Here is a 16,618-nt window from a genome sequence, read left to right as displayed (position 1 = left end):
TTTGTTTACAGCCGTATCGTCACGGGGACGCCGGCCGCGGCGGAGCAGATCTGGGACAGGGCATCCGGCAGCTGCGGACCGCCTCGGGTATCGTTCCAGTGCTGGCCATCGTAGCGGTAGTGGAAACCACCGCTGCGCGCGGCGACCCACAGCTCCTGCATGGCGGCCTGGCTGTTCACCACGACATGCGTGTTGTCTTCGAAGACCATGGTCAGCACATTGCCGCTGCGGCTGGTTTCAACGTCGACGTCGAGCGAAGCCGCCCAGTCATCGGCCTGGCTTTCGATGCTGTCCAGCACCTGGTCGATCAACGCAAGAAATTCGGTTTCGGTCATAATCGAGCCTGCAAGAATTACGGAGTTTCCAGTGTTCCAATTGGCATTCAGCCGCATGGCTCTTCGCATTGTAGCCACGCTATTGGCGACTGGCATGGTCGCCGCCTGCGGGTACAAAGGGCCGTTGTACATGCCCCCGCCCCCTGACGGCAAAGCGCCTGCGCGCTCGCAGCAGACCCAGCCGGCGGCGCAGATACCTCCCGCTCCGACCATCCCATGACGCCCCCGTTCCCGACCCCGCCCGATCTGGCAGGCCACCCGTACTTCCAGTACCGCAACAACGTGTTGTACGCCGAAGACGTGCCGCTTGACCATCTGGCCGAACGGTTGGGAACCCCGCTTTACGTCTATTCGCGCGCCGCCCTCAAAGCGGCGTGGCAGTCCTACCAAAGCGCCGTCGGGCAGCATCCCGTGCTGGTGTGCTATGGCATGAAGGCCAATTCCAACCTGGCCGTCCTGAAGGAGTTCGCGCGCGTCGGCGCAGGCTTTGACATCGTCTCCGGCGGCGAGCTCAAGCGCGCGCTGGCAGCCGGCGCCGATCCGTCCAGGATCGTTTTTTCGGGCGTGGGCAAAGAGGCCTGGGAAATGCGCGACGCGCTGACGGCGGGCGTGAAATGCTTCAACGTCGAATCGGAAGACGAGCTACACCGTTTGTCCGACGTCGCGCAGCACATGGGCGTGCGCGCCCCCGTTTCGCTGCGCGTGAATCCCGACGTCGATGCCCGGACCCATCCCTACATCTCCACCGGCCTGAAGGAAAACAAGTTCGGCATCTCCATCGATTCCGCGCTCGACGCCTATCGCGCGGCGCAATCGCTGCGCGGGCTGGAGATCGTCGGCGTGGATTGCCACATCGGATCCCAGCTCACGGACATCAGTCCCTATTTCGATGCGCTTGAAAAGCTGCTGGACCTCATCGACAACCTGAATCAGGCTGGCATCAGGATTTCGCACCTGGACCTCGGCGGCGGCCTGGGCATCCGTTACGCCGATGAAACGCCGCCTTCACCCAGATCCTTGCTGGACCGCGTATTCGAACGCCTCGCCGCACGCGGCCACAGCCATCTCCAGCTGGTGCTGGAGCCGGGTCGTTCGCTCGTCGGCAATGCCGGCGTGCTGCTCACCACTGTCCAGTACCTGAAGCACGCCGAGGCGCGCAACTTCGCCATCGTCGACGCGGCCATGAACGACCTGCTGCGCCCCGCCCTTTACGACGCCTTCCACGGCGTGCAGCCGCTGCATCCTCGCGCGGGCGACCTCGTCGACTACGACATCGTCGGCCCGGTCTGCGAAAGCGCCGACTGGCTGGCCAAGAAGCGTCCGCTGGCCATTCGCCAGGGCGACGTGCTGGCCGTCGAATCGGCGGGGGCCTACGGCATGACCATGGCCAGCAATTACAACTCGCGCGGCCGCCCGGCCGAAGTCATGGTCGACGGCGACAGATACTACGTGGTGCGCCAGCGCGAAACCCTGGCCGATCAGCTGCGCGGCGAATCCATGCTGCCGTAGGCCCGACGCGTCCGGGCGCGGTCCCGTGCCCGTTCACTCGAACGCATGCGTGATGGAGACAGGCCGGCCCGGCGCGACGGTCAGCGTCATGCGGTGGTCTCCCGCCGTAGCGTTGCGCACCGTCACCTGGTAGCGGCCAGGCGCCAGGGACAATTCGCGCAACGGCGGGCTTATTCCGCGCGACCGGCCATTGACCAGCACCTCTCCCCACGGACGCACCGCCACGCGCACCGTCACCGGCGCACCCTTGGACGGCTCCTTCGGCACGGCGTCCGCGAGCTCGGGCGCCGTCTCAGGCGCACCGGCTGCGCTCCCGGCCCTGGCGCCCATGCCGCCGTCCTGCGACGGCGGGAGCGCTGGCGCCACCGACGCCGTCGGACTTTCAGCGGGCGCGGGCTGGTTTTCCGCCGACGCAAGCGGTTGCGCCTCAGGCGGTTGCGCCACGGGCGGTTGCGCGACAGGCGGCGCCTGCGGCCCCGGTTCAGGGGGCACGGACGCCAGAGCCGGCGCGCGCGGCGGCTCGGGCGTCGACGCGGGCGGCGCCATCGATCGCACCAGGATATACCCTCCCCCCGCCAACAGCAGCCCGATCACCAGCGCCACGGGCAGGATGCGCCGCGCGCGAGCTTGCGAGTCCCACCGCGTCGCCGTCGACGTGCCGGCCGGCGCGTGCGGCGGAGTGATTGAACCGGCGGGGTCGACGGCCGCCCCCTCCTGGCTGCCCGGGCCCGCCATGATCAAATCGTCCGCGGGCACCATTCCCGCGGAAGGGGGGACCAAGGGATCGTCCATCGTCTCGCCCGCCGACAGGACGCCGGCCGGTTCCTTCGTGACCTCGGCCTCGGGCGGCCGTGGTTCGTCGCCGCGCAATGGCGGCAACGCCCCCATCGCCGCGGCAAACGCCGCCACGGTCTGGGGCCGCACATGCGCCGGCATGGCAAGTCCGCGATCGATTGCATCGCAGAACGCCTTGCCGTAGGCACCGGACTCGCGTTCATGCAACGGCACACAGTCGTCTCGAACGCGGCGCGCCAGCGCATTCGGTGGGGCGCTGCCCGTAGCCAGGAAATACGCCAGCGCCGCAAGGCCGTACACATCGGTCCAGGGGCCGCAGGGATGAGCCGGATCGTCCGTGTATTGCTCGAATGCGGCATAGCCGGCATGCCGCGGCGCATCTTCGGCATCAGGCGCCGGCGCAGCCGGTGGCTCAGCCAGCAGGGCCTGAACCGACGGGCCGCAAGCCACGGCGTCGGGATGGATTCCACCGTGGACCACACCGGTCTCATGCAAAGCGGCCAGGCAGGAAGCCAGGCCGGCGACGATCCACGCGATGCCCTCCTGGCGCTTGCGGCCCGGCGGCATGCGCAACAGGTCCTCGATTCGCGGCGCGGCGCGGTCGTCGACCAGCTCCGCATCCGGTGGCGCTGAGGAAGATTGGGACTTCATGCGCGGTCCTCCGGTTGATCCTGGACTCATGGCCGCCACGTGGGCAGCGACGAGAACAGGCGGGCAAACAAGGTGGCGTTCAATGCGCCCCCGTGCACATAGGTCTGCAGCGCGGCGCCATCGGCCTGGTTGGTCCACCAATAGCTGGTGTGCGAGCTCGGATTGAAGCAGAACGGCAGATCGGGCCAGGCACCCAGCGCGCGACGCGCCAGCGGCGCGGAATCCTGTTCCCGACCCGACCGCAAGATATCCATGATGTCGCTGCCCCCCGGCGGCGCGGCCGTGCTTGGCGCCGCGGCGGGCATGCGCACCTGCTGCAGGCTGCGATCGAATTGTTCCGGTGCGCAGCCATGGCGCACGGCAGTCAGCACGCTGGCGCCCACCTGCCGGTAGTAGTCGCTGGCGCCGTCCAGGATGCTGCTGTGATACTGCGAGGGGGGGAAGGCCGCGACCACGCACAAGGGATAGCCGCGTCCCACGCGATCGCGGCTTGGCGTGATGCAGCCCAGCTGCGCCACGCCCGCGCCGGGTCCCGCCGGGATGGCGAAATTCCAGATCGGCGCCGATGCAAAACCGCGGGCCACGGCAACGTCCGGCGCCTGTTTAAGCGCAGCCAGCCCGAACTGCAGCCAGCGGTCCCACCAGACGATCAACTCGCGCGGCAGGCGACGGTGCACGAAATCACCGGCGGCAGGAATCTTGCCGTACCAGCCCAATTGCCCGCTCTCCACTCCTGGCTCCATGTCCATATCCCGCTCACGACGCGCCGGGGCAGGCGAAACCCTGCATCTCGGCTAGATGAAAAGGACTCTTCACGCTGCTGGCCGTGATCTCCAGCACGACCTTGCGTCCGCCCAGGTCAAAGGTGGCCAGCGTGATCTCCGGCGAGGCGCCGCGCCGCAGTTGCGCCCGGTCCAGCATGCGGTTCAGCGCCCACGGGCCCGACGTCGTCATGCCCGCCGCGCCTTCCTGCGGCGTCAGCTCGATACGCACCTGATTGCTGCCGCGCGGACCGGGCCACTGCACCGTGGTCGCCACCTGCGGCCCATGCGCGTAGCGCACCGGCTGGCCGTCGACGTCCATCACGAACTGCGTGATGCCCGCGTCCATCTCCACGGGGCGTATCGCCACCCGGTAGGACGGCATGGGGTTGCCCGTCATGAAATACACGTCGCGGATCACGCCCGCGCGCTGAAATGCATCCAGCGTGGCCGAGTTGGAACCGGACCGGCCGTCGACGCCGGGTTTGAAGCGCCAGCGCTGCCCGGAAACGTCGATCTGCGTCGCGAGGTTCTTCTGGAAGAAGTCGTCCATCAGTCCATTGGGCGCGAACAGCCGCGCCATGTCGTTGGGCGCGACGTCGCGCGTCGACCGGCTGGAAAACGGATAACGTCCCGCCACGGACTGGCTGCAGAACACGCCGATCGTGGCCGACACGGTCTCGCCCATGCGTGCCCGCGCCACATCGGACACTTCGCCCGACGCGTTCACGGACAAGGCATTGAGCACGTCGCGCAAAGGGCCGGGCAGGCGCCCCGCCTCGGCGCGCAGCTTGGTCACCGAATCGGAACTCGGGGTTGGGCTGCCGCTGCGCAGCGCCGCATCGGCGGCGGTCAGATAGGTATAGAGTTCATTGATGAGGCCGGTCGTGGCGGCGATGGGCGCGGTGGCGCCCGCCTGGCCGCCTTCGCCCTGCGCCAGCCGCCGGTACGATTCGAAGTGCTGGTCCACAATGCTTTCCAGTCTGTCGTCGGACACATCGCCGCGCGCGGCGGCGCCGGGCCCCGTGGGCCCGAACATCTGCTCCAGCGCCTCGCGGGTGCTGCTGACCCGATCGCGCGCCTGATCCACCAGCGAACGGTCCTCGCCGCGAGAATCGCGCAACAGGGCGGTTTCTCGCGCCACGCCCCTGACCAATTGCACGAGTGGGGACTCCGGCGCGGACAAGGTGCGCGCCATCTGGATGTTCTGCAGCAACGATTTGCTGGGCGCCAGCTGCAGATCGTTCAGGTAGCCGTCCCACTGCGCGACATAATCATTCATGTAGAGGCGCTTGATACCCGCGATCAGCTGGCGCTGCGCGGCCTGGTCCAGCACGCCGGGCGGAGGGATGTCCAGGATCCACGCGTCATCCGACCTCAGCAGTTCCGCCACGCTCGTGATGCGCTTGTTGAAAACGTCCCAATAGCCGCGATAGCTGTAGAGCGCCGGGATGCCTTGGCTCAGCGGCTTGCCGCTCTTGCGCACGAACACCGAACTGGCCTGCGGGCCGCCAAGCGTCACCACGGTGTTCTCGGGCGCCGCATCGGCGTTGGCCAGCGTGCGGCGCAACCGGCTGTACGCGCGCTGCGCCAGCGTGTAGCGCGCCAGCCTCTCGCGCGCCTGCGCCACCAGCGCCTCGTCTTTCGGAAATGGCGACGCCAGCACGCGGCCCTGAGTCAGGTTGCGAAGATGCAGCGACAGCTGCTCGTACTGGCGGCGCGTATAGCCTTCCGGCAATGTCGACTGCATGTCCGACAGCAGCCACGCATGCATGAAGTCCGCGTCGTAGCGCTCGGCGTCGTACAGCATCAGATAGGCACGCAGCGCCTCGTAGGAATACTCCAGGTCGCTCGCCGACGCGTCCCGCAAGGCGGACTCCACGCGCCGGGCGACCTGCGGCAACAACACCTGGTCCAGCGTATTGCCGTACACGCCCTGGGCCGCCGCCTGCAGCTTGCGGCCCTGGTACAGGCCAAATCGGTATCCGAGCGGCGGCGCGTCGATCTCGAAGTCTTCGTGCCGCGGCAGGTACCACAGGCTGTCCAGGAACGGCATCAGGCCCAGCAGGTCGCCGTTGCGCGTGATTTTGATGTCGCGTGTCAGCTTCTCCACGGCGGGCACCCGCCGAGCGACCTCGTCCACGTAGGCCGAGTTGTTGCCGTAGCTCACGGCCCATCCGGCGATCAGCGCGACGAACAACGCCGTGACGAGCCCGTATCCCGCCCAGTGCAGTTGCCGATAACGCCGTTCCCAGCGCAGATTTCTCCCCGCCAGGCCCGCTTCACGGAAGATGACGTCCCGCAGCAGATGCTTCAGGAAGTAGCTGCGCCCCTCTCCCTCGCCCGGCACGCTGGCCGCGGGCGCCGCCGCGCCGTCTATGCGCAGGTAGCGCTTGAGATGTCCCGTGACCTGGTCGAAAGTCTCTCCACCCTGCGTGCCGCTCGTGAAATACACGCCGCGCGGGATGACGCGCGCCTCGAACTTCGACGTGGCGAAGACATCGCTCAAGAAATGCCCCAGGATGGCCTGCAGCCCCGCGAACTGCTGCGGCAGCATGTAGGCCAGCGCACGCCGCGACGGGTCGTCTTCGGCCGCCACCACTTCCGGCAGGGCGTCGTCCAGACGGCGTTGCAGCAAGGCGTACTCGGCGTGAAAGGCCTCGAACAGGTCAAAGCCGGGCTCCTGCGTGCGCGCGTACGGCAGCGTGAAACCCCAGACCTGGGCCAGTTCGTCGCGGCTGAATGACGCAAAGTATTCTTCGAAGCCGGACAACAGGTCGGTCTTGGTCACCAGCACATACACCGGAAACGCGATGCCCAGCTGTTCGCGCAATTCCTGCAGGCGCCGGCGCAGCACGGCGGCGTGCCGCGCCCGCTCCGCGTCCGACGCGGAAAGCAGGTCTTCGACGCTGACCGTCAGCATCGCGCCGTTGATCGGCTGCCTGCCGCGGTACTTGGTCAACAGGCCAAGAAAGCCCCGCCACTCTTCCTCATCGCCCGTGGGATCGCTTTCATGCGTGGTGTAGCGTCCCGCCGTATCCAGCAGCACGGCGTCATCGGTGAACCACCAGTCGCAATTGCGGGTCCCGCCGACGCCTCGCAATGCCACCTTCCCGTACCGCTCGGCCAAGGGAAAATTCAGGCCCGAATTCACCAGCGCGGTGGTCTTGCCCGCTCCGGGCGCGCCGATGATGACGTACCAGGGCAGCTGATACAGGTATTGCTTGGAAAAGCGGTCGAGCGCGCGGCGTCTGCCGCGATTCTCGAAACGCGTCTTGCGCAGCAATTCGACCGCTTCATCGAAGCGTGCCTCGAGCTGGCGGATCTCGTCGCTCCCGGTGTTCTCGGGCGCCGCCTTCTCGGCGCGCGGACGAGGCCGCAACTGCCCCAGCAACTGGGCGTTCAGGCGCCCCTCCCGCCATTTTCGCCACAGAATGCGCAACAGCCAGACCGCGAACATCGCCACGATCACAATGATGCGCACCGTCTCGCTTTCCAGCGGCCGCACCGCGCCCACCGCAATGAGCGGCCCCGCGATCCAGATCAGCAGCGCCAGGGCAACCAGCCCCAGGAAATTCCAGACGCGCCGGCTGAAGAACCATCCGAACACCCGGTAGATCATTCCTGGCCTCCCTTTGCGCCGTCCTCATGCGGCGCCGGCGGCACCAGCACCGTGATCTCCACCCGCCGGTTCATTGCCCGGCCAGCGGCCGTATCGTTGGGTGCGACGGGATCGGCATCTCCGCGGCCTTCCGCCCGGACCCTCGCCGTCTGGCCCAGGCGTTGTTCCAGCATCTCCTTGACGGCGTCGGCGCGCGCCTGCGACAGATGCCAGTTGGAGGGAAAGCGCGCGCTGCGGATCGGCGTGTTGTCGGAATAGCCGCGCACCAGGATGCTGCCGCGCGTCTCGCGCAAAGCGTCCGCCACCCGCGACAGCACCGGCAGGTACTGGTCGCGCACCGAGCTTGCGCCCGACTCGAATGCGCCGTCTCCCCGCAACACCACGACGCTGCGGTCCACCTCGTCCCGCACGCTGACGAGCTGGTCGCGGATCTCCGGCGCCAGGAACTGCGCGAGCCGCGGCGCGGGCGCGGGACGGGGAGCGGGCGCCGGCGCAATCTGCACCGCCGGCGGCTTGAGCTGGCTGATGGACGCAAACACGCCATCGGACTGGCTGCCCAGCCGCCACCCCAGCCCCCAATACAAAATCAGCGCCAGGACGGCCGCCAGCGCGCCGAACACCCACAGAGGCACCGGCAGGCGGCGCAGCGGGTTCTGCGCGGGCTCGTCGCGCCAGTGCGGCGACAAGGCCAGGGCATACTCGCCGCGCGCGCCCCGCAGAATGCGCAGCAGCCGCTGCCGCAGCGTCTCCAGTTGCGAACGACCGTTATCGATGACGCGATAGCGTCCTTCGAAGCCGAGCAACAGGCAGTAATAGAGCAGCTCCAACAGGTCCAGGTGCTGCGCGGGGTTCTGCGACAGCTTGGCCAGCAGCTGGAAGAACTTCTCTCCACCCCAGGTTTCATTGTGGAATGTGACCAGCAGGCTGTGCGCCGACCAGACCCCGTTGCCGCCCCACGGCGTGAGCGCCGCGGCTTCGTCCAGGGCGGTGCACAGGCAATAGCGCGCGCCGAGGATCGTCTCATTGGCGATGCCCGCCTGCTGGGCCCGCAACTCGAATTGCCGGACCTCGTCCAGCAGATGCTCGCGCAGCATGGCCGGCGAAGGATGCGTGGCGGTCGCACGGATCTGTGGAATCAGATCCAGCAACGGATTGGCGGCAGCCACGAGCGGATTCGCGCCGCTGATGACGTAGTCATGGTGCCGCAACCGGCCAGAAGCCTGAGCGGGGCCGTCGCCCAGGCTCCCGGGCGGGGCGCCCAAGGTGTGATCCGATGCATGCATATCCGTCTCCGCGCTCAATCGCGCAATGCCCAGAACTCCAGCGTCAGCCCGGGGAAATCGCCGGCCAGGTGCAGCGCCAGCGCACCCGTGCGCTCAAGCTGCTTCCAGAATTCGCCGTTCTTATCCAACTCGAAATACACGTGTCCGGCGCTATAGGGGATCTGGCGCGGCGCCACCGGCAGCGGACGCACCGCCACGCCGGGCAGTTGCAGATGCACCAGGTCGCGGATGCGTTCGACCGGACCGATCTTGACCTGCGCGGGAAAGCGCGTCCGCACCGTATCCGTGGGCAGGTCCGCCTGAACCGCCAGCACGAAGCCGGCCGTGCGCAGCAGGTCCAGGTCCGGAATCTGCGCCACCCGCACTCCCTGGCCCCGGTCCTGCAAGGCAATCTGCAAGGCGCGCTGCTCCAGCACGGCCGACAGCGAACGACGCAGCTCGTCCATCAGGGGCGTGAAACTGGCCTGGAGATCGTCGTGCTCATACGCCGGCAGCACTTCCGGCCGCCGCGTGGCGGATGTGAAAGTGGCCAGATCGCAGGCCAGCATGAGCCAGTCGTGGAACAGCCGTTCGGGATGCAGGAAGGGACTCTGGCGCGCATGCCAGAGCGCGCCCACGTACCGGTTGACCGTCTCAAGGAGCATGAAATCGGACACTTCGGAAACGCCGCCGCGGCCGGGCTGCGACAGGCGTTCGGCCAGGGCCTCGCTGCGGGCGTGGAGCAGTCCGTACAGCTCGTTCACGAGTCCGCGCAGGACCGGATGTTCGCCTGCCGCCAACCAGGGCGCCACGTACGCCTCGTCCAACACCACCCGGTTATCCGAGCGGCGCTCGGTCACGCGCACCACGCCCACGCCCAGCCAGTCATCGGTAAGGTCGTCCTCCAGCATCAGGCGCAGCCGCAGCCGGCCCAATTGCAGCAAGGCCGGCTCCAGCCCCATGGAGCCGGAGTCTTCCACCTCGGCCTCGTGCACCAGATAGCGTGCCAGCGTGTCTTCTTCGCCTTCATAGATGACATCCGTGGCGCCGGGCCGCATGCGCGGCACCGCCAGCATGACGCGTTCGCCGCGGACCTGCGCGGGCACTTCGAACGCCGCGGGCGCGGCATCCGGCTCGGAAAATTCGAACGGCGTGCCGTCAGGCATCACCCCGCGCGCCTGGGTCAACACCAGCTTGCCGATCGCCAGCGCATCGCGGTCCAGCGACAGTTGGCTGAATCCCCAGAAAAAGCCCTGCCCCGCAGCGGCGCGCTGCTGCGCGCCATGCAACAGATGGCGTTCGAACTGCTGGAAATGCTGGGGCCGCAGGAACATGCCTTCCGACCAGACCACCTTGTCCTTGCTCACCATCGTCACGGTTCTCTCGTCCTGTATCTAGAATGGCCACCAGGACCGGCTACGGTCCACTTCCTGCAGGCCGCTGCGCGCGACCGCGACTTTCACCGTTTCCTCGTTGGGCGAAAACTGCCAGACCTTGTAGATGTTGGTGTTCTGGGGTTCAGGCAGGGACACCAGCAGGCGCCACTTGCTCTGTTCCAGATCCCGATAGGCGGCCACCACCCCCACCACGCGCGCCTCGGGATTGCCGGCGTACCTGAGCACCTTCGTCTCTCCCGGCTTCAGGATCACCTGCTCCGTATTGAGCAGTTCCGCACCCAGCGCCGCATGCGCATCGGCCTGCAGGGTAAAGAAGTCGCTGGATTCGAAGGCGCTTGCGGACTTGAGTTCGTAGACGGTTACCTGCACCGGCGAAGGCCTGCCGTTGGCATTCAGGTTCACCTTGGGATCCGCGCGCAATTCAATTGCGTAGGGCGCCGGAACGACCTTGGCCGTCGACGAGCATCCTGCAAGCAACGCCCCGGCCGCCACACCCGCGGCGATCCGCGCGCCACGCCGCAAGAGTCCCCATGCGAGGCGTTCCCTCGAGTCCGTTCGTTGAAGTAACGCGTTCATAAGACTCCGGAAATAAAGTACACACGTCTGTTACGCCAGGACGCACCCCTGCCGCGTCGGCCCGCTATCATCGGTTCCAGACTCCAGCCTCGCACTCCGCAACCGACAGACCCGCGCCATGAAACCGTCCGTCCGTATCTGCCTGATGTCGATTCTCGCCACGCTCGCCGCCTGTGCATCCACACCATCGCCCCAGGCCGCCGACGCGTTGCAGAAGGTCCGCGACGAGTACGCAGCCAGCCGCTTCGGCGACGTCGTGCGCACCGTGGCCACCTCCGATGCCCTGAGCACCGCGCCCAAGCCCATGCGCGTGGAAGCCTTGAAGCTTCAGGCGTTCAGCTACTGCGTCACCGGCTATCGCCAGCTCTGCGAAGACGCCTTCGCTCAGATCCTGACGCTGCAGCCATCGTTCGAACTTGCCCCCAACGAAACCGGGCACCCCCAGTGGGGTCCGGCATTCCAGTCGGCCGCAACGGCCCAGACCAGATAAGGCGCGCCCGGCGCCGCGGAGACAGGCATGAAACTCACCGTGTTCCAACGTGCCGGCGATCCGGCCTTCGAACCCCTGCATGCCGAGTTCACGGCGCCCGGCGGCACCATTGGCCGCAGTCCGGAAAACCAGCTCGCCTTGCCCGATTCCACCCGCACGATCTGCCGGGTGCAGGCGGCGATCCGTCTCAATGATGCGGATGCCGCCTTTCTTGAAAACCTGAGCGCCATGAGCGGCGTCAGCGTCAACGGACGCGCAGTCGCGCAGGGCCAGGAAGTGCCCATCAGCCCTGGCGACGAACTGGCAATCGGCACATACCGCCTGCGCACGGAACCAGATTCCGAGCCTGTCGAGCTCCCGCCCGTGGCCGCCGCGCCCGACGACGACATCTTCGGCGATCTGATCGGACCCGGCACCTTGCCCGTCGGCGCCGCGCCGGAGGTTACCGTCCACCCCTTCGACCTGGAATCCGCGCAAATGCGCAATCCCGAAGATCCCTTGCGGCATCTGCCGCGCGCGGACGCCACGGTCTCCCGCCCGGCCACGGATCCGCTTGCGCTGTTCGAGGTGTCCGGCGAAGGACCACCCAGCGTCTTCGAGGACACCACGCCTTCCACGCTGCCGGCGCACGATCCGCTGGAGGGGCATCGGGCGCATCCCGTCTCCGAGGCGCTGGAAGACCGCCGCGACGCGACGGACGGCCGCAGCGCATCCAACCACGTGCGCGAGATCGGCGGCTTCATGCGGCCGGCTTCCGTGAAGAAGCCGGGCGACGGCCAGGACGGGTAGCCGTTCACGCATAGTCATAGCAGAACTCCCCCCCGGCCGCTGACAGTCGCACACACTGCAGCCTGCGCTCCTGCATCGACGCGCCCAGCAGTTCGCGGCTGATGTGCGGCAACACGGTATTGGCAAGAATGGCATCGACCATGCGCGCCCCCGACTCAACCTCCGTGCATCGCGCCGCCACCAGCGCCACCGCGTCGCGCGACACCTCCAGCGCGATGCCATGGTGCTCCATCAAGCGGCGCCGCACCCGCTCGAACTGCAGATCGACGATGCGCGCCAGCATGGCATCGGACAGCGGGACGTAGGGCACGGCGACGAGACGGCCGAGCAACGCCGCGGGGAAGGCCTGCAGCAGCGGTTCCCGCAGCGCCTGCGCCAGCCCTTGCGCGTCCGGCATCAGTTCTGGGTCCCGGCACAAGGCTGCGATGCGTTCCGTTCCCACGTTTGAGGTCAGGATGACGACGGTGTTGCGAAAATCGATGTAGCGCCCCTCGCCGTCTTCCATCCAGCCTTTGTCGAACACCTGGAAGAAAATCTCGTGCACGTCGGGATGGGCCTTCTCGATCTCGTCCAGCAGCACCACGCTGTAGGGGCGCCGGCGCACCGCCTCGGTCAGCACACCGCCCTCGCCATAGCCCACGTAGCCCGGCGGCGCGCCCTTGAGCGTGGACACGGCGTGCGCCTCCTGGAACTCGCTCATGTTGATGGTGATCAGATTCTGCTCGCCGCCGTAAAGCGCTTCGGCCAATGCCAGCGCGGTCTCGGTCTTGCCGACGCCGCTGGGCCCGCACAGCAGAAATACGCCTACAGGCTTTCCGGGATCCGTCAATCGGGCACGCGACGTCTGGATGCGGCGCGCGACCGTCTCCAGGCCCGCGCGCTGGCCGATCACCCGTTTCTCCAGGGTGTCCGCAAGGGCGAGGACGGCCTGCGCCTCGTCGCGCACCATTCGCCCCACGGGAATGCCTGTCCAGTCCGCCACGACGGCGGCCACCGCTGCCGCGTCCACCGAGGCGTGGATCATCGCCGTCTCGCACTGGCTGCGCGCCAACGCGGCGCCCGCCTGCGCCAGCGATTGCCGAGTCGCCACCTGCTCCGGCGCCGATTCCTGGTCCAGCGCTTCGCGCAACGCGAAGACCCGGGCGGCCAGCTCCCGCTCGCTTTCCCATTGCACGGCCAGCGCCTGCTCGGCCTCCACGGCCTCGGCCCGCTCCATGGCCAGGCGCTCGGCGCGCACCGCGTCGCCAGTCCCCAGATGGAGTTCGCGTCCGGCGATGCGCTGCGCGACATCGAGCGCCTGAATGCGTCGCCGTGCGTCCTCCAGGGCGGAAGGCACGGCATGCTGGCTGATCGCGACGCGGGCGCATGCGGTATCGAGCAGCGCCACCGCCTTGTCGGGCAATTGCCGGGCGGGAATGTAGCGGTGAGACAGGGCCACCGCGGCAGTGATGGCCTCGTCCAGCAACACCACGCCGTGATGCGCCTGCAAGGTGTCCGCCAGGCTGCGCAACATGTCGAATGCGCGGGCCTCGTCCGGTTCGTGGACCTGCACGAGCTGGAAGCGGCGGCTCAGCGCCGGGTCTTTTTCGATGTACTTTTTGTATTCCGACCACGTCGTCGCGCCTATCGTGCGCAACTGGCCGCGCGCCAGCGCCGGCTTGAGCAGGTTGGCCGCATCGCCGGTGCCCGCCGCGCCTCCCGCCCCCACAAGCGTATGGATCTCGTCGATAAAGAGCACGATGGGTCGTTCGCTGGACTGCACCTCGTCGATCACGCTGCGCAGTCGCTGCTCGAACTCCCCCTTCACGCCCGCGCCCGCCTGCAGCAAGCCGATGTCCAGCAGGTATAGCGATACCTCGCGCAGCGGCGGCGGCACGTCGCCCGAAGCCAGGCGCAGCGCCAACCCTTCCACCACGGCGGTCTTGCCGACGCCTGCTTCACCCGCAAGCAGCGGGTTGTTCTGCCGGCGCCGCATCAGCACGTCGACCAGCTGACGGATCTCCTCGTCCCGGCCGGACACGGGGTCGATCGCCCCCTCGCGCGCCTTGGCCGTCAGATCCACCGCAAACCTCGCCAGCGCGCCGCCGCCCTGGTCAGGCGCCGTTGCCGCGGCGCCGCCGTCCGGCACCCCCGCCGTGTCCGGCTCTTCGGGCGATCCGTGCAAAATGTCGCCCATGTGCTCGAGCAGCGTGTCCGGGGCGATACGCGAAAACTGCGGCGACATGCCGAGCAGCACGTGACGCAAGGCATAGGTCCGCACCAGCCCCGCCAGCAGATGGCCACTGCGGATGCGCGCAGCGCCATAGCGCAACGATCCGAGCACCCAGGCCCGCTCGACCGCGTGGTCTATATGCTCCGACAGATCGGACACCGACCCCGCGCCGGCCGGCAGGCGATCCAGTTCGTCGATCAGGTCCGCCTGCAATCGGGCAAGATCCACCTCGAAGCGGCGCGCGATGCGATGCAGGTCGCTGTCCTGCGCCTGCAGGATCTGATGCAGCCAATGGACCAGTTCCACGTAGGGATTGCCACGCAGCTTGCAGAAGGCCGTTGCGCCTTCCAGGGTCTGGTAGAGCAGCGGGTTGAGTTTTCCGAAGAGATCGATGCGGTCGATATCCGACATGGCGTTTGGCGCGTTCAGGCGCGCTGAGTTCCGGAAGGTTGGGCCGGCCTGCGGCCACGCGCCGGGATTCGTTCCCGGCGTTCATAGTCCAACAGCAGATCGCGTGCCTCGCCTTGCGACGGCCTGCGTCGCCCGAGCCACGCCGACAGGCCAAGCGGCCGCGAGGCGCCCAGCGTCAGTCCGCAAGCGTCCTTCGCGCTCAGGACCGGCCGCAGTTCCCACGCCAGCTCCACGCCGATGTACTGCCTGATCCAATGCGTCACTTGGCGCGCCCTCAAGCCGCCGGGCAGGAAGCTGGCATAGTCCTCCAGCGTCAGCGGGCCGATCTCGATGCGGAACTTGTGCTGGGCGTCGCGCACCGCGACGCCCAGCACCGTATCGCGCCCCAGCCCCGCCGCACCGCCCAGGCCGAGCCGCTGGTCCGGCTCCAAGCGGATCCATTGCGGCACGAACTCGCAGATTCGTACGGGCAGCCCAAAGAACGATTGCAGGATGTGCTGGAGGCCTTCCGGATTGCGCGTCTGGCGTACAAGGTGGCCGGCCATGAAGTACTTTGCATGGTCCAGCACGGCATCGCGGCGGCGCATCGACGGTTCGCCCATATGCAGCAGGCTGGCGATGTAACGGCTGAAGGACGCCTCCCTGCGATCCAGGCTGACCGTGCTCTGGGCGTCGGCCCATGCCCGGTAGAACAGCAGGATCAGCCGATGATGAAAGATGTCGGCGAATGCCGCCAGGGTAGGGTCGCCGTGATGCGCCTTCCGTTCATGGACGTGCTCGGTCAGGTGCAGCGGCAACGGGCCATTGGGGCCGAACAGCCCGAAGCCGTAGATGGAAAGCTGGGCCGGACGGCCGCCCCGGGCGGCCTGGGCGCGAGCCAACGAGGAAGGCGCGAACGCCAGCGACGGCTCCTGCCGCAGACGCACGGGCTCATGCCGCGCCACGGTGTCGCGCCCCAGCGGCTTGCGCGCGCCGCAATGCGCATCGATCCAGCGCAGGGCATGAAACAGGTCGTGCGCGTACGGCTCGCGCTCCAGCGCCCGCCACCATCGCGCATAGGCGTCCGAAGACTCGGCGGCATTCCGGGCTTGCTGATCGGCAACGGGTTCGACGACATCCACCGCGTTACCCCACGTGGATCTGCTTGGCATCCACCTTCACCAGGTTGGAGCCCGTCACCAGGGTATAGGACGCGTGCAGCCGCGCGTTCTGTCCGGCCTGGTAATCGATGGTGCCTGCCCGCACCTGTTCGACGTCGGCGATGCTGCGCATCGACAGGCGCGCCATCACCGTCAGCCGGTCCAGCGCCGCTTCGTAGGTCCTGCCGGTCAAGGTCGTTTCGCCCACCGTGGCATGCAGGCTTTCCGCGATCATGCGCACGCGCTTGCAGACATGCTGCGCGTCCTGGGCCTTGACCGTGTATTCGGGCGCATCCACGCGCACGGCGCTGCCCCCCTCCAGCCGGACCTCGTCGGCACCCTGCAGCAGCACGCTTGCACCGCGCGAACGCACGACAAGTTCACCCTGCGCCTCCAGCGTCGCGCGCGCGGGGTCCGCCTGCACGGTGACGGCGATCAGATATACCCGCGACGGATCCGGGCCGCTGATCAGCACTTCGTCGCCCGGCTCCGGCACAAGCAGGCAACTGGCGGCCCGGCGCGCGGACCACGTGCGGCCATCGCACGCCACGGCATAGCCGCCGTCGGGTTCGCGGTGCAGCACCTTGCCCAGCAGGTGCACGGGGTCGTAGTTCATGCGGCTCAGGCTTGCGGCGGATGTCATGGTTGCTCTCCTGTTCTTGGCGGAAT

At 67.7% G+C, this 16,618-nt stretch carries 14 protein-coding genes; 4 read left to right on the top strand and 10 right to left on the bottom strand.

Translation table 11 applies throughout. The features are described 5' to 3' along the window. Nucleotides 1-5 precede the first annotated feature (5 nt). A complete protein-coding gene (gene cyaY / locus ABE485_RS01325; RefSeq protein ID WP_056327082.1) occupies nt 6-335 on the bottom strand; it encodes an iron donor protein CyaY in 330 nt (109 codons plus the stop codon). Between cyaY and lptM the strand changes: the two genes are divergently transcribed. Further along, nucleotides 286-555: an LPS translocon maturation chaperone LptM gene (gene lptM, locus ABE485_RS31205; protein ID WP_430795377.1), complete on the top strand. Its 270-nt coding sequence runs from the start codon at nt 286-288 to the stop codon at nt 553-555. The two genes, cyaY and lptM, sit on opposite strands and share 50 nt — an antisense overlap. Beyond that, nucleotides 552-1,844, top strand: a complete 1,293-nt coding sequence (lysA, locus tag ABE485_RS01320; RefSeq protein ID WP_346512892.1) for a diaminopimelate decarboxylase — start codon at nt 552-554, stop codon at nt 1,842-1,844. The genes lptM and lysA overlap by 4 nt, the downstream gene beginning before the upstream one ends. A gap of 33 nt (nt 1,845-1,877) precedes the next feature. On the opposite strand, the gene ABE485_RS01315 is transcribed toward lysA, so the two are convergent. The 6 genes from ABE485_RS01315 to tssJ are packed head-to-tail and all read right to left on the bottom strand — an operon-like array spanning nt 1,878 to nt 10,908. Further along, nucleotides 1,878-3,290 (bottom strand): hypothetical protein, encoded by a 1,413-nt coding sequence (locus ABE485_RS01315; RefSeq protein ID WP_346512891.1) that lies wholly within the window; start codon nt 3,288-3,290, stop codon nt 1,878-1,880. A 26-nt stretch (nt 3,291-3,316) separates the two neighbouring features. After that, nucleotides 3,317-4,033, bottom strand: coding sequence for a type VI secretion system-associated protein TagF (gene tagF, locus ABE485_RS01310; protein WP_346512889.1), 717 nt, complete (start codon nt 4,031-4,033; stop codon nt 3,317-3,319). Between the two features lie 13 nt (nt 4,034-4,046). Continuing rightward, on the bottom strand, nt 4,047-7,673 hold the full coding sequence (gene tssM / locus ABE485_RS01305) for a type VI secretion system membrane subunit TssM (RefSeq protein WP_346512888.1): 3,627 nt from the start codon (nt 7,671-7,673) through the stop codon (nt 4,047-4,049). Beyond that, a complete protein-coding gene (locus ABE485_RS01300) occupies nt 7,670-8,956 on the bottom strand; it encodes a DotU family type VI secretion system protein (protein ID WP_346512887.1) in 1,287 nt (428 codons plus the stop codon). The genes tssM and ABE485_RS01300 overlap by 4 nt, the downstream gene beginning before the upstream one ends. Before the next feature lie 14 nt (nt 8,957-8,970). Further along, nucleotides 8,971-10,305, bottom strand: coding sequence for a type VI secretion system baseplate subunit TssK (gene tssK / locus ABE485_RS01295; protein WP_346513095.1), 1,335 nt, complete (start codon nt 10,303-10,305; stop codon nt 8,971-8,973). Nucleotides 10,306-10,329: 24 nt separating this feature from the next. Beyond that, nucleotides 10,330-10,908 (bottom strand): type VI secretion system lipoprotein TssJ, encoded by a 579-nt coding sequence (gene tssJ / locus ABE485_RS01290; RefSeq protein ID WP_346512886.1) that lies wholly within the window; start codon nt 10,906-10,908, stop codon nt 10,330-10,332. A 145-nt stretch (nt 10,909-11,053) separates the two neighbouring features. Here tssJ and ABE485_RS01285 point away from each other — a divergent pair, with 145 nt between their 5' ends. After that, a complete protein-coding gene (locus tag ABE485_RS01285; RefSeq protein ID WP_346512884.1) occupies nt 11,054-11,398 on the top strand; it encodes a TssQ family T6SS-associated lipoprotein in 345 nt (114 codons plus the stop codon). A 27-nt stretch (nt 11,399-11,425) separates the two neighbouring features. Beyond that, a complete protein-coding gene (locus ABE485_RS01280; RefSeq protein ID WP_346512883.1) occupies nt 11,426-12,187 on the top strand; it encodes an FHA domain-containing protein in 762 nt (253 codons plus the stop codon). A gap of 4 nt (nt 12,188-12,191) precedes the next feature. Here ABE485_RS01280 and tssH read toward each other — a convergent pair whose 3' ends face one another. Genes tssH through ABE485_RS01265 form a run of 3 tightly spaced genes read right to left on the bottom strand, consistent with a single transcriptional unit; the run spans nt 12,192 to nt 16,592 of the window. Continuing rightward, the gene (tssH, locus tag ABE485_RS01275; RefSeq protein ID WP_346512882.1) at nt 12,192-14,810 is read right to left on the bottom strand and encodes a type VI secretion system ATPase TssH; all 2,619 of its coding nucleotides are present in this window, start codon (nt 14,808-14,810) and stop codon (nt 12,192-12,194) included. Between the two features lie 14 nt (nt 14,811-14,824). Beyond that, entirely contained in the window at nt 14,825-15,961 is a 1,137-nt protein-coding gene (tssG, locus tag ABE485_RS01270; RefSeq protein ID WP_430795376.1) for a type VI secretion system baseplate subunit TssG, read from the bottom strand. Further along, on the bottom strand, nt 15,936-16,592 hold the full coding sequence (locus ABE485_RS01265; RefSeq protein ID WP_346512881.1) for a DUF3540 domain-containing protein: 657 nt from the start codon (nt 16,590-16,592) through the stop codon (nt 15,936-15,938). Before ABE485_RS01265 ends, tssG begins: the two co-directional genes overlap by 26 nt. Nucleotides 16,593-16,618: the final 26 nt, after the last annotated feature.

This window comes from Achromobacter spanius (assembly GCF_039673305.1).
In the GTDB taxonomy this organism is placed as follows: Bacteria; Pseudomonadota; Gammaproteobacteria; order Burkholderiales; family Burkholderiaceae_B; genus Achromobacter; species Achromobacter spanius_F.
This window is presented reverse-complemented; position numbering and strand designations above follow the sequence as displayed.

What these genes read in the sequence shown, in the direction of transcription:
- lptM (WP_430795377.1), top strand. Translation starts at nt 286, where the DNA reads ATGCTGTCCAGCACCTGGTCGATCAACGCAAGAAATTCGGTTTCGGTC.
- cyaY (WP_056327082.1), bottom strand. Translation starts at nt 335, where the DNA reads ATGACCGAAACCGAATTTCTTGCGTTGATCGACCAGGTGCTGGACAGC.
- lysA (WP_346512892.1), top strand. Translation starts at nt 552, where the DNA reads ATGACGCCCCCGTTCCCGACCCCGCCCGATCTGGCAGGCCACCCGTAC.
- ABE485_RS01315 (WP_346512891.1), bottom strand. Translation starts at nt 3,290, where the DNA reads ATGAAGTCCCAATCTTCCTCAGCGCCACCGGATGCGGAGCTGGTCGAC.
- tagF (WP_346512889.1), bottom strand. Translation starts at nt 4,033, where the DNA reads ATGGAGCCAGGAGTGGAGAGCGGGCAATTGGGCTGGTACGGCAAGATT.
- tssM (WP_346512888.1), bottom strand. Translation starts at nt 7,673, where the DNA reads ATGATCTACCGGGTGTTCGGATGGTTCTTCAGCCGGCGCGTCTGGAAT.
- ABE485_RS01300 (WP_346512887.1), bottom strand. Translation starts at nt 8,956, where the DNA reads ATGCATGCATCGGATCACACCTTGGGCGCCCCGCCCGGGAGCCTGGGC.
- tssK (WP_346513095.1), bottom strand. Translation starts at nt 10,305, where the DNA reads ATGGTGAGCAAGGACAAGGTGGTCTGGTCGGAAGGCATGTTCCTGCGG.
- tssJ (WP_346512886.1), bottom strand. Translation starts at nt 10,908, where the DNA reads ATGAACGCGTTACTTCAACGAACGGACTCGAGGGAACGCCTCGCATGG.
- ABE485_RS01285 (WP_346512884.1), top strand. Translation starts at nt 11,054, where the DNA reads ATGTCGATTCTCGCCACGCTCGCCGCCTGTGCATCCACACCATCGCCC.
- ABE485_RS01280 (WP_346512883.1), top strand. Translation starts at nt 11,426, where the DNA reads ATGAAACTCACCGTGTTCCAACGTGCCGGCGATCCGGCCTTCGAACCC.
- tssH (WP_346512882.1), bottom strand. Translation starts at nt 14,810, where the DNA reads ATGTCGGATATCGACCGCATCGATCTCTTCGGAAAACTCAACCCGCTG.
- tssG (WP_430795376.1), bottom strand. Translation starts at nt 15,961, where the DNA reads ATGCCAAGCAGATCCACGTGGGGTAACGCGGTGGATGTCGTCGAACCC.
- ABE485_RS01265 (WP_346512881.1), bottom strand. Translation starts at nt 16,592, where the DNA reads ATGACATCCGCCGCAAGCCTGAGCCGCATGAACTACGACCCCGTGCAC.